Consider the following 12,600-nt stretch of genomic DNA (forward strand, 5'->3'; position numbering starts at 1 on the left):
TCCGAATTGCGATTCTATTTAACACTTTTTAAACAGATCCGATCAGTTTAGGATGAAGCTCGCCCATTCCCTCAATCTGAAACTCGTTATAACATAACAAATGGAGTGTCATCAGGATGAAACATCTCGTACTTACTTTGGCGCTGCTGCCCTGCCTCGCCTTCGCCAGCAACATCAAGGAAGCGAACCCGGTTCCGCTGGTCAATATCAGCGACAAGGGTGAGCTGGTACTCAGCGGCAAGGAGATCAGCTACCAGCCGTGGCAGAGCAAGGCGCTCACCGGCAAGGTCTTCCTGATCCAGCACATCGCCGGTCGCACCAGTGCCAAAGAGCTGAATGCACCGATGATCGAGGCGATCAAGGCGGCTCATCTGCCCCATGACAAGTACCAGACCGTCACCATCATCAACAGCAATGACGCCATCTGGGGTACCTCCGGCTTTGTGAAGAGCAGCGCTGAAGATACCAAGAAAGAGTTCCCCTGGTCCGCACTGGTGCTGGATGCCAAGGGCATGGCGCGCAACGCCTGGGATCTGGCGCCGGAGAGTTCAGCCATCATCCTGCTGGATAAAGAGGGCAAGGTGCTGTTTGCCAAAGATGGCCAGCTCGATGCCAACAACATCGCAACCGTGATGGGGCTCATCAAGTCCCATCTCTAATCAGAGTGAAAGGGCGCTGATGGCGCCCTTTCCATAAGGGTCTATGGGTCGTATCAAGCTGAAAATCTGGATCCTGCTGCTGGGCTGGTTGTTGCTGCAACCCCTGCTCGCCCGGCATCAGCTTGACTCCGCCCTGCCCGGTCACGACAACCACCACTGCCTGGTTTGCGCCCTCCATCTGGATGGCAAACAGGCGATCACCCCTGCCCCATATTGCTACGCTGATAAAACAGCCGACACGCCTGTTGTTGCACTCATGCAACACTCGGCAGATGCCACCCCGCCCCACAGCTACGCAATCCGTGCGCCACCGCTCTCCGCTTTTATCTATCCCTTTGTTTAAGTTCTATTTTTGTTATTAAAAGGATTCAAGATGAAAGCAGTTACCCTGTTGCTGGCGGTAGCCACCTTTGCCGCGCACGCCAATCACGATGAACACGAAAGTCACAGCCACGGTGCCCACGAACACGGCCACGGCCATCTCAATCTGGTGGTCGATGGCGACCAGCTGATGATCGAGCTGCAAGCCCCCGCCGCCGATCTGGTGGGCTTTGAGCACGCAGCCAAGAGCGATGAAGATAAGGCGCAATACGCCAAGGCCATCACCCGCCTCCAGCAGCCTGACACCCTGTTCCGCTTCGACCCGGCCGCCGGCTGCAAGCTGACTCAGCAGGAGCTGCAGGCCGCCAAAGAAGATCACGACCATGACCATGACCATGACCATGACAAGGCTGCCAGCGGCGAGCATGAGCACCACCATGATCATGACGAAGCGGGTCACGCCGATATGGGCGCCATGTATACCTACACCTGCGCCACCCCGGCCAAACTCACCGGTCTTGAAGCGACCCTGTTCAGCGTCTATCCAAGCCTTGAGAAGCTGAGCGTGCAGGGGATCCTGCCCACCGGCCAGACCGCAGCCGAACTGACCCCGTCCGCCAACAAGCTGAGCTGGTAACGCCATGAAAAACGCCGTGGTTGAGATCCGCGATCTGGCCTTTGCCTGGCCGGGTCACGAGGTTGTACTCGACCTGCCCACCCTGACCATTGCAAAGGGCGAGCGGGTCTTTATCAAGGGGCCGTCGGGCTCCGGCAAATCGACGCTGCTCGGCCTGCTGGCCGGGATCCAGACCGCCAACCACGGCACCCTGGAGGTGCTGGGCCAGCCACTGGCCCAGCTCTCTGGTCGCGCCCGTGACCACTTCCGGGCGGCCAATCTCGGTTACATCTTCCAGCAGTTCAACCTGCTGCCGTTTCTCTCGGTGCTGGATAACGTCACCGCTGCGCTCACCTTCTCCCCCGAGAAGCGCAGCCGGCTGCAAGCCTCGCCACAACAGGAGGCGCGCCGCCTGCTGGCGGAGCTGCAACTGCCGGACGAAGCGCTGCATCGTCCCGTGCACGCCCTCAGCATCGGCCAGCAGCAGCGGGTCGCGGCGGCACGTGCTCTCATTGGCTCGCCACCGCTGGTGATTGCCGACGAGCCCACCTCGGCCCTCGACACCGACAACCGGGCCGCCTTTATCAAGCTGCTGTTCGAGGAGTGCAACAAGCAGGGTTCGACCCTCATCTTCGTCAGCCACGACCCTTACCTCGAACCCCTCTTCCCGCGGGTGGAGAACCTGCAACAGCTCAACCGGAGGGCATCATGCTGACTCTCGCCCTGCAAAGTCTCTGGGCCCGCCGCCTCACCGCCGGGCTTACCCTGCTGGCCATCGCCATCAGCGTCACCCTGCTGCTCGGGGTGGAGCGGGTGCGCAATCAGGCGCGCGACAGTTTTGCCAATACCGTCTCGGGCACCGATCTCATCGTCGGCGCCCGCTCCGGTCAGGTGAATCTGCTGCTCTACTCGGTGTTTCGCATCGGCAACCCCACCAACAACGTGGGCTGGGACTCCTATCAGGCCATCAAGCAGCGCCCCGGCATCGCCTGGACCATCCCGCTCTCCCTCGGTGACTCCCACAAGGGATTTCGGGTGCTCGGCACCAACGGCGACTACTTCACCCACCTGAAGTACGGCCAGCAGCAGTCGCTGCAACTGCGCGAGGGGCGACCATTCGATACGCCGTTCGAAGCGGTACTCGGCGCCCAGGTGGCCGAGAAGCTCGGCTATCACCTTGGCCAGTCCATCGTCATCGCCCACGGCGCCGGCAACACCTCGTTCAGCCAGCACGACAACCTGCCATTCAAGGTGGTGGGCATTCTTGCGCCGACCGGCACGCCCATCGATCGCACCATCCATGTGCCGCTGGCGGGGATCGAGGCGATCCATCTCGGGTGGGATACCGGTCGCCACAGCAAGAACGTGACGCCGGAGCAGGCGCTGGCGCAGGATCTCACCCCGAAAACCATCACCGCCTTTATGGTGGGGTTGAGCAACCGGATTCTGGCGTTCCAGCTGCAACGCACCATCAACACCTATCTCAGAGAGCCGCTGATGGCGATCCTGCCGGGCGCCGCCCTGCAGGAGCTGTGGAGCCTGATGAGCGTGGCAGAAACCGCTCTGTCGGTCATCGCCGGTTTTGTGGTGGTGGCGGGCCTGATCGGCATGCTGACCACCTTGCTGGCCGGGCTTAACGAACGGCGCCGCGAGCTCGCCATATTGCGCTCCCTCGGTGCCGGCCCTGCTCACCTGTTCCTGCTGCTGGCGCTGGAGGCGATGGCGCTGACCACGGTTGGCATCGCGTTCGGGGTGGCGGTGCTCTACCTCGGGCAGGGGCTTGCTACCCCCTGGCTGCTCAGCCACTATGGCCTGCAACTGAGTCTGGGACTGCCGAGCGCTTACGAGTGGCAGCTGCTTGGGCTGGTGTGGCTGGCGGGCATGGTGATCGGCCTGCTCCCCGCCGCCCGCGCTTACCGCTACAGCCTGAGCGATGGCATGAGTATTCGCGTCTAGCGAGACGCCCAAAAGAGAAACAGAAGGACAGATGATGAAGTGGAAAATAGTGGCGCTGCTCGCCAGCCTGCTGGCTCTGCCCGCCATGGCCGCAGACGATTACAAGACCATCGACTGGGACGTGCTCATCCCGCAGGGGGAGAAGATCCAGCCGCCCCCGCCGATCAACCATGACGGCAATTTTGCCTCGGTGCCGCAACCTGTGGGTGGCGTGAACAAGAAGCTGAATGAGCAGAATGTACGGCTGCCGGGCTTCGTGGTACCGCTGGAGGGGGATGCCAAGAAGATCACCGCCTTCCTGCTGGTGCCCTACTTTGGCGCCTGTATCCACGTCCCGCCCCCGCCCACCAATCAGGTGGTCTATGTGAGCTACCCCAAGGGAGCGCCGGTGGATGACCTGTGGGACGCCATCTGGGTCAAGGGCAAGATGCGCACCATCAGCTCCAGCCACGAAATGGCCACCGCCTCCTACGCCATGGATGCGGTGGAGGTGAGCGTTTACGAGGAGTAATCCTCCCTTTGCAAAAAAAGCGGCCTCCACGGAGGCCGCTTTGTTATCTTCAAACTTGGCTTGGAGTAACATTCACCTCCTGCACCTGTGCGAATGGAGTCAGCATGGCCGATCTGCCCCCCCCCAAGAAAGAGAGTTCGATCCTGAGCAGTCAGGAGCAGACTCTGCGTCTGGCACGCAGCCGCGGCATCGACGGCATGCTCACCCGCAACACCGACAGCACCTTCGAACAGCGCGCCACCTTTCGCCATCTGGCGGATCAGGCCGCCCGCCAGCGCAATCTGGAAGCTATCATGGTGATGGCCTCCCGTCACTGCGAAGAGACCGCCGCTGGCGGCGAGATGGACAGCGACTGGCTGACCCGCTTCCTGCAACTGGCCGAAGATATCAGCATGGTGCCGATGCAGCAGCTGTGGGGGCGGATCTTCGCGCTGGAGATCGCCACCCCGGGTCGCTTCTCCATTCGGGCGCTCTCCACCCTGAAGGAGATGACCCAGCGCGAAGCCCAGCTGTTCCAGCGCATCTGCTCCCTCACCTGCCACTATGCGGGCAGCGACGAGCAGCGCCTGCTGCTGGGGCTGCACAAGGGCGCCAGCCTGCTGAGCCGCGCCAAGGCAACCCGGCTGGGGCTCGGCAAATATCGCCTCCCCTACAGCGCCCTGCTGCAGCTGTTCGAGCTGGGTCTGCTGCACAAGGGCGAGCTGGAGTCCGGCCCGCTGCCAGCCGACGGCGTCGAGCTGGAGTTTGGCAACCAGCGCTGGCGGCTGCAGCGCAAGCAGAACAACATCACCCTGCTCTACTACCGGCTCACCCCGGTGGGCAACGAGCTGGCCCAGCTGCTCACCGATGCGCCGCTGGATGAGTACCTGCAGGATCTGAAAACAGTGCTGGTGCAGGGGATGCAGATAGAGGTGCAGCAACAACCGAGCGAGCCGCCCCCCTCCACCACCGAGCCCACTCCCGCAAGCCATCCCTGAATCCGTTCCCAAATACCCCGGGGAGGCAAGCCCTCCCTTATTGCGAATAGGGCGATCTGTATTGCTCTCATCGTCAAAATGAAGTGCAAAATGCAGATCGCTCCCCCCTCACCGCCCCCATTTTTTGCAACTTGCAAAACAAAATCCCCGCTACCACGCTCGCCAGCCCTTTAATGACATAAAAATCATTAAAAACGGAACATGGCCCATCCTTTGCACACACTCTTGATGTAGATCAAAATTCAACCACCACTGTTCGGGAGCAACGCCATGAGAGTCAATCAACCGGTTACCCAACGCGAACGTCTCTATCCGGAACACCAGAGCCTCATCTCCACCACAGATCTGGAGAGTCGTATCACTTACGCCAACGAAGAGTTCTGCGAGATTGCCGGCTTCCAGCTGGATGAGCTGGTGGGCGAACATCACAATCTGGTGCGCCATCCGGACATGCCAAAACAGGCCTTTGGCGATCTGTGGAGCCATATCAAAGAGGGCAAAGTCTGGATGGGGCCGGTGAAGAACCGCTGCAAAAATGGTGACCACTACTGGGTCAGCGCCTTTGTCACCCCCATCAAGGATGCCAATGGCCGCGTCGTCGAGTACCAGTCAGTGCGCACCGCGCCGAGTGAAGAGATCAAGCAGCGGGCCGAGAAGGTCTATGCCGACCTGCGCAACAACAAGCTGCCGCTGCAACTGCGCATGCCGACCTTCTCCCACACTCTGGCCATCAACCTCTGCCTGCTGCTGAGCCTGGTTGCCATTCTCAGCCTCTCGTTCACCAACCCGCTGGGCTGGCAACTGGCACTGGCCGCCATTCCGCTGGCCTTGGCCGCCATCACCCTCAACGCCCTCTCCCGTCGCCTCGGCAAGCTCAACAAGATGGCCCGCAGCCGCTTCGACAACCCGCTGATGCAGCTGCTCTACACCAACAAGGTGGACAACATCGCCGCCATCGAGCTCTCGATGGTGATGAATCAGGCCGAGTTCAACGCCGTGCTGGCCCGCACCCAGCAGACCTGCAGCCGGATCCTGCAAGCCGCCGAGGGGGATCTGCGCAACGCCGAATCCATCACCGAAAACCTGCAGCAGCAACAGGCAGAGACCAATCAGGTGGCGACCGCCATCACCGAGATGTCCGAGTCCATTCGCGAGGTTTCGCAGAGTTCGACCGACTCCTCCAGCCTGCTGGACGAGACCGCCGATCTGTTCAAAAGCGGCAACAGCAGCGTCACCGAAACCGTCGCCGCCGTCGCTGGCATGAACAGCGAACTGACCACCTCCAGAACGGTTATCAGCGCACTGGTCGGCCACTGCCGCGATATCGACGGCATCCTCGATGTCATCAACAACATCGCCAACCAGACCAACCTGCTGGCCCTCAATGCCGCCATCGAAGCCGCCCGGGCCGGTGAAGCGGGTCGTGGTTTCTCGGTGGTTGCCGACGAGATCCGCTCGCTCGCCATCAAGACCCAATCCTCTACCAGCGAAATCCAGAAGATGATCACCGAACTGCAAAACAGCTCCGGCGAAGCAGAGCAGGCGATGGAGAAGGGCTGTCTGCTGGCGGACAGCTGCCAGCAGAAGGCATCGGCCACCGGCGCCATCCTGCAGCAAATCAACAGCATGCTGCAGCAGGTCGCCTCCGGCAGCAGCCAGATTGCCCACGCAGTACAAGAGCAATCCCACGTCACCGCCGAGATCAACCGCAACGTGCTCAGTATCAAGACCCTGGCCGATGACTCCAGTGTCGGCAGCCAGCACGCCGTCCACGGCATCACCCAGCTGGTGACCCAGCTGAGCGACCTCAACCGTCTGGTACGCCAGTTCCAGAAAGGAGCTCCGGCAACCCAGAGCCGCTACGAGATGCCAGCCGCCCGCGTGGTGCCGGTTCGCTAAGCCAGATACAGACAAGCAATCAGCGCAGAAAAACCACATGGGCCCTTGGGCCCATGTGGTTTTTTAATGCCCGCCAACAAAAGGGCGACACTCCCGATTTCCCCTTCCGATTTCCCCCTGCGCTGATGGGCGGCGGTTCTGGTACGAACGCATCGCCACCCGTTATTGATTAATTTGTTGATCTTGCTCAGGAAATGGCCCGCTTGCGCTTTTCACCCCAGCCCCGTTCGGTAACATAGTCGCTTGGCAACCCCTTGTCGGAGTCAGCCATGAGCCAAACCAGTGCCAAAACGCAGGTAACAAGCAGCAGACTGGAAGCTGAAATTCAGGGGCGGTAGCGTGGTTTTTTTCAGGTTGGCGCAGAGCGTATCGAGGCTCAACAGACGAGCATGATCACCTCAAACAGAGCGGGATAAACATGTATTTTCCCGATCGGCAACACAAATTCGCAGATACGTTTCGAAGTAAACATTGGGCTTCACTTCGTTCAGTACCAACCTACGATTTTTTAGTCCAACATACGAGACCATTTTCAGCAAGAGCCATTTAATGTCCAAAAGCAAAACTTATAGTGACCCTAGATTTCACTATGAAATATGGAAAGGTCCATCTTCAGAATATGGAAAAAACCATAAATCAATTTTTTACGTTGAAAACCATAATGCTTCATGTGGGTATTCTGAACTTGCTATTGACTTTGGCATGGCCGCTGATGCATTAATTGAAAAATACCGTGTTTCAGAGATTGAAAACTGGATTGCTCCAGTTGCTCACATATCGAGACAAGTTATTGAACTACATTTAAAAGCATTAATGCATTCAATAAATAATTTTGACAAAACCTTTGATACTGCGCCTCTTAATAGCCATAGTCTTGAAACGATATGGTTAGCTTGTAAAGATTGGCTCATCGGCAATGGTTACAAGCTTAATGATGATGCTCGCCTTGAAATGACAAACAATATTATTACTGCATATCATGAAATTGACCCTTCGGGAGACCTATTTCGCTTTGGCATATCTAGAAAAGTCGCGTTCAATAAGCAAAAGAGCTCTGACCGTGTAGGTATATCTTTAGATGATTTTGAAAATGAGCTCAAATCGGCACAATCCCTTCTTAGTCACTGGGAGGCAGTAGTATTTAGAGAGAAGATTAATATTGAAATGGGTTTGGAGAATGACCCATATTTTGATCCAGACGACTTCCCAAGAAACTCGTAATTCCCACATTGTTGCATCTAAAATTTTAATACTAAGGGGCGGTCACGTGGTTGTTGTAGGTTGGCTCAGATCGTAGCGAAGCCCAACAGACGAGCATGAGCACCGCAACCAGAGCGAAATAATCATGGACTTGGTCGATCGCTAAAAAAATGTGCAGATACGTTTCGTGGTAAATATTGAGCTTATCTGCGTTCAGCACCTGCCTAGCATTTTAACCACATATACGAGATGAAATTCAGGTGCAATAGATCTTCCAGATGAAAAATAGCAAGTTTACGTGCCAATCAAAATAGCAATCATCTAGATTTCTTGACCTGTCAAATCAAACAGTATGATATGCTATTGTCCAATTAATAAATGCCACAAATTCCCATGTAAAGGAACCACATATGGATGTTATAAATGGTGATTTACTTGAGCTAGCTCTCAACGGAAGATTTGACGTTATTGTTCATGGATGCAATTGTTTTGGCGTGATGGACGGCGGGATAGCTAAGAGAATCAAATCTATTTTTCCTGAAGCCTTTGCTGTAGACTGCCTAACAAGGAGAGCCGATATAGAAAAACTTGGCAATTATTCGGTAGTTAAAATAATGAGAGGAGACGTTAGTTTCTATCTGGTAAATGCATACACTCAATATGATTATCAAGATGCGAGAAAAATTCATGTTAGTTATGACGCCATCCGGAAAGTTTTTGAAAAAATAAGTCACGACTTTAATGGTTTTAGCATCGCATATCCAAAAATCGGTGCAGGTTTAGGTGGTGGTGATTGGGATTTAATTAAAGAAATCATCAATAAGTCATTGGTTAATCAAAATCACACTTTAGTTATTTACAAACCAGAGTAACATATTTAAAATGTCAGACCCCAAACTAATAGCAGCTGTAGTTTCAGGTACGGTAACACTTTTCATTTTCCTTTTAAAAGGACTAACCAAACCTATTTGGGATAAACATTTTCATCATTTTAAAATTCGAACAGAACATAAATATGAACAAAAAAAGAAAATCAAAGAGGCCATATCAAAATATAAGGTGCCATTAATCGACTCAGCAGAATCGCTGAATCATAGACTATGGAATTTTTCAATAAACTGTAGTAAAGACTGGTTGTCATTTAAACCCAAAGAAAAAATCAACGACAAATATTATCTTCAATCATTTTGTTACAGATATCTTGTTTTTTTTGCTTGGTGTAGAAAAGTTGAAAAAGAACTTATTTATTTAGATGGGACATTATCTGATATAGATGACCTCTATTTTGTAAAATATCTCAAGACTATGCAGAATGTTTTTTGTGATGCGTCAATTTTTGATGGAAGAAACTATGACAGTGAACATGCTGTTGACCACTTTTTCAAAGATCAATTATTACTCATGGCGGATTCTTTAATAACTGAAAAAGGTGTGGTTAGTTTTTCTGAATTTCAGAGCTGGAATATCAATAAATACAAAAAGGTTTGTGATTATTTTTCCACAATATCAAAAAGTCAAAACTGTAATAAATGGTTCGTTTTGCATGGTTTTCATTTTGTACTGATGGCATTTTTATCTAGATATGGATATGACTACCAAAAAACATCGAAATTAAAACTGGAAGATCTTCGAACTAAAACGCCGAAAAACTTAATAGCTAACAATTTACTACAACTTATCAAGGATGCTCGTTTGGGGGGGTGTAATCACGTAAACATGGCAATGAATGTTCTATGTGAAAAATCAAGTAAAATTAATTGGCCAACCTACTTTTAAATATCATTTTATAATTCCCACTCACAACGAAAAGTTGCACGACTTATTTAACCATTACGCTACTGCTAGCAATGGAGAATATTGGCAGGAAATAAACAAGGGGGCAAACGCTCCCTCTGCTATCAATGCTCGGTGAAGCCCGTAGGTTCGAATAGCGCAGCGTATTCGGACAATCGCGAATAACCCCGCCGCGATATAAGCAGGGATCGGAAGAACCCCTTGCGGGGTTGCTATCGACCGCCTTGGGGCGGCTCAAAACTTGCCGGTGCCACTATAAGTTGGATTTATGGGTTTTCCGATTATGACCCAACTTTTGCTTATAGTGGCTGCCGCCAGCCCAGCAGCGCCTGTGATGGCCAGCTTAAGGGCTACCGGGCGCTTGTTATAGGTTCTTCCGATCCAGCTACAGGTAGTTCCCCTGCCGCAGGGCGGTCAGCAGCTCATCCACCAGCGCAGCGACCGGTTTGCCGGCGTTAAGCAGATGGATTTCCGGCTGCTCGGGCGCCTCATAGGCAGAGTCGATACCGGTAAAATTCGTGATCTCCCCCGCCCGCGCCTTTTTGTAGAGCCCCTTGGGGTCGCGCTCTTCGCAGACGGCGAGCGGCGCATCGACAAACACCTCGACAAACTCCCCTTCACCCAGGAGAGTGCGCACCAGCTCGCGCTCGGCACGAAATGGCGAGATAAAGGCGGTAAGCACGATAAGGCCCGCATCCACCATCAGTTTTGCCACTTCGCCAACCCGGCGGATATTCTCCTGCCGCGCGGCATCGTCGAAACCAAGATCGCCGCACAGGCCGTGGCGCACATTATCGCCATCGAGCAGATAAGTGTGCTTGCCCTCGGCGGTCAGCGCCTGCTCCAGCGCCCCCGCCAGAGTCGATTTGCCCGCCCCCGACAACCCGGTAAACCAGATCACCAGCGGTCGCTGCCCCTTGGCCTCGGCCCGGCTGGCCTTGTTCACCGCATGCGAGTGCCACACAACGTTATTCATCCTGACTCCTTCTTTTCGGCGCACTCCCGCCCCTCACCCTCTCCCAAAGGGAGAGGGAACACTCCCAGCCCCCTCTTTGCCCTCAACGGCAAGAGGAGTGGGGATAATGGGGGACGCTTATCATCCTGCCCTCTCCCAAGGGAGAGGGGATACTCCCTGCCCCCTCTTTTCCTCGGCGGGATCAGGCCCCTCACCCTAACCCTCTCCCAGAGGGAGAGGGAATATTTGCCTCTCCCTTGGGAGAGGCACCAGGCGCTATGACTTGTCGCTGTCGTTGCCGATGGTCAGCGCCTGCCAGTGCGGGAAGTGCTTGCGCACCAGCGCATTGAGCTCGATTTCAAACTCGCTGTAGTGCCCTTTTACCGCTTTGGCCGCCAAGCCTTCCACTATCATGCCGGCGCCGACGGTGACGTTGCTCAGCCGGTCGATCAGGATAAAGCTGCCGGTATCGCGGATCTCCTGATACGGGTCGAATGCCACCGGGTCGGTCAGGCTCAGCTCGCACAGGCCGATCTCGTTGAGCTTGAGTTCGCTGGCGGGCAGCTCGTCGAGCTTGTTGATCTCGATGCGGTGGTGGATGGCCTCCACCTGACCGCGACTCTTCTTGGTGGCCAGCTTGACGTCGTAGACCCGGCCCGGTTGCAGGGACTCCTCCCCCATCCAGACGATATGGGCCAGCAGGTTCTGGGTCACTTGCGGACGGTTGGCGGCATCCACCAGCAGGTCGCCGCGGCTGATGTCGATCTCGTCGGCGAAGGTGACCGTTATAGCCTGACCCGGCAGGGCGTACTCCAGATCGCCGTCGAAGGTGACGATGCGGGCCACCGTGCTCTCCTTGCCCGACGGCAACACCGCCAGCTTGTCGCCCACCCGCAGAATGCCGGAGGCGAGCGTGCCCGCGAAGCCACGAAAATCAAGGTTGGGGCGATTTACATACTGCACCGGCAGGCGCACCGGATGGCGCTCCAGCTCGCGCTCTACCTCGGCGGTTTCAAGCAGGGAGAGCAGGGTTTCCCCTTGATACCAGGCCAGTTTGTCGCTCTGGTTGACCACGTTATCGCCGTCCAGCGCCGAGACCGGCACGATATGGATGGTGTCGACGCTGAGCTTTTTGGCAAACTCGCGGTAATCGGTACTGATGCGCTCGAACACCTCCTGACTGAACTCCACCAGATCCATCTTGTTGACCGCCACCACGAACTGCTTGATGCCGAGCAGGCTGGCGATAAAGCTGTGGCGGCGGGTCTGATCCAGCACGCCTTTGCGGGCATCGATCAATATGATGGCGAGATCGCAGGTGGAGGCGCCGGTGGCCATGTTGCGGGTGTACTGCTCGTGGCCCGGGGTATCCGAGATGATAAATTTGCGCTTGGCGGTGGAGAAATAGCGGTAGGCCACGTCGATGGTGATGCCCTGCTCGCGCTCCGCTTGCAGGCCGTCTACCAAGAGCGCCAGGTCCAGCTTCTCGCCGGTGGTGCCCAGCTTCTGGCTGTCGGACTCCAGCGCTTTGAGCTGATCTTCATAGATCTGCTGGGAGTCGTGCAGCAGGCGGCCGATAAGGGTGCTCTTGCCGTCATCCACGCTGCCGCAGGTGAGAAAACGCAGCAGACTCTTGTGCTGCTGGGCGTGCAGATAGGCTTCGATGCCCTGTTCGGTGATGGCGGTCTGAATATGGCTGTTCATGCTGACGA

Annotated in this window: 13 protein-coding genes; 11 read left to right on the top strand and 2 right to left on the bottom strand. The window is 55.5% G+C overall.

What is annotated here, in order from left to right; all coding sequences use genetic code 11:
• Positions 1 to 116 precede the first annotated feature (116 nt).
• From AAHA39_RS16060 to AAHA39_RS16110, 11 genes are all read left to right on the top strand, one after another.
• A complete protein-coding gene (locus AAHA39_RS16060; protein WP_041210236.1) occupies positions 117 to 659 on the top strand; it encodes a YtfJ family protein in 543 nt (180 codons plus the stop codon).
• 43 nt (positions 660 to 702) lie between these two features.
• On the top strand, positions 703 to 1,002 hold the full coding sequence (locus AAHA39_RS16065) for a DUF2607 family protein (RefSeq protein WP_043849910.1): 300 nt from the start codon (positions 703 to 705) through the stop codon (positions 1,000 to 1,002).
• Between the two features lie 30 nt (positions 1,003 to 1,032).
• Positions 1,033 to 1,617, top strand: a complete 585-nt coding sequence (locus AAHA39_RS16070) for a DUF2796 domain-containing protein (RefSeq protein ID WP_320656481.1) — start codon at positions 1,033 to 1,035, stop codon at positions 1,615 to 1,617.
• Between the two features lie 4 nt (positions 1,618 to 1,621).
• Positions 1,622 to 2,311, top strand: a complete 690-nt coding sequence (locus AAHA39_RS16075; protein WP_320656480.1) for an ABC transporter ATP-binding protein — start codon at positions 1,622 to 1,624, stop codon at positions 2,309 to 2,311.
• Positions 2,305 to 3,552 (top strand): ABC transporter permease, encoded by a 1,248-nt coding sequence (locus AAHA39_RS16080; protein ID WP_320656479.1) that lies wholly within the window; start codon positions 2,305 to 2,307, stop codon positions 3,550 to 3,552. Before AAHA39_RS16075 ends, AAHA39_RS16080 begins: the two co-directional genes overlap by 7 nt.
• Before the next feature lie 31 nt (positions 3,553 to 3,583).
• Positions 3,584 to 4,063: a DUF3299 domain-containing protein gene (locus tag AAHA39_RS16085; RefSeq protein ID WP_124241686.1), complete on the top strand. Its 480-nt coding sequence runs from the start codon at positions 3,584 to 3,586 to the stop codon at positions 4,061 to 4,063.
• Between the two features lie 104 nt (positions 4,064 to 4,167).
• On the top strand, positions 4,168 to 5,040 hold the full coding sequence (locus AAHA39_RS16090) for a TIGR03899 family protein (RefSeq protein ID WP_104016389.1): 873 nt from the start codon (positions 4,168 to 4,170) through the stop codon (positions 5,038 to 5,040).
• A 270-nt stretch (positions 5,041 to 5,310) separates the two neighbouring features.
• Positions 5,311 to 6,939, top strand: coding sequence for a methyl-accepting chemotaxis protein (locus AAHA39_RS16095; RefSeq protein WP_201967731.1), 1,629 nt, complete (start codon positions 5,311 to 5,313; stop codon positions 6,937 to 6,939).
• A gap of 549 nt (positions 6,940 to 7,488) precedes the next feature.
• Entirely contained in the window at positions 7,489 to 8,160 is a 672-nt protein-coding gene (locus tag AAHA39_RS16100; protein ID WP_320656478.1) for a hypothetical protein, read from the top strand.
• Positions 8,161 to 8,549: 389 nt separating this feature from the next.
• The gene (locus AAHA39_RS16105) at positions 8,550 to 9,011 is read left to right on the top strand and encodes a macro domain-containing protein (RefSeq protein ID WP_320656477.1); all 462 of its coding nucleotides are present in this window, start codon (positions 8,550 to 8,552) and stop codon (positions 9,009 to 9,011) included.
• Between the two features lie 10 nt (positions 9,012 to 9,021).
• Entirely contained in the window at positions 9,022 to 9,915 is an 894-nt protein-coding gene (locus AAHA39_RS16110; protein WP_342690026.1) for a hypothetical protein, read from the top strand.
• Between the two features lie 403 nt (positions 9,916 to 10,318).
• On the opposite strand, the gene cysC is transcribed toward AAHA39_RS16110, so the two are convergent.
• Positions 10,319 to 10,909 (bottom strand): adenylyl-sulfate kinase, encoded by a 591-nt coding sequence (gene cysC / locus AAHA39_RS16115; protein ID WP_320656141.1) that lies wholly within the window; start codon positions 10,907 to 10,909, stop codon positions 10,319 to 10,321.
• Between the two features lie 255 nt (positions 10,910 to 11,164).
• Positions 11,165 to 12,592: a sulfate adenylyltransferase subunit CysN gene (gene cysN, locus AAHA39_RS16120; RefSeq protein ID WP_320656140.1), complete on the bottom strand. Its 1,428-nt coding sequence runs from the start codon at positions 12,590 to 12,592 to the stop codon at positions 11,165 to 11,167.
• Positions 12,593 to 12,600: the final 8 nt, after the last annotated feature.

Source organism: Aeromonas sp. SE22 (genome assembly GCF_038739755.1).
Lineage (GTDB): Bacteria > Pseudomonadota > Gammaproteobacteria > Enterobacterales > Aeromonadaceae > Aeromonas > Aeromonas jandaei.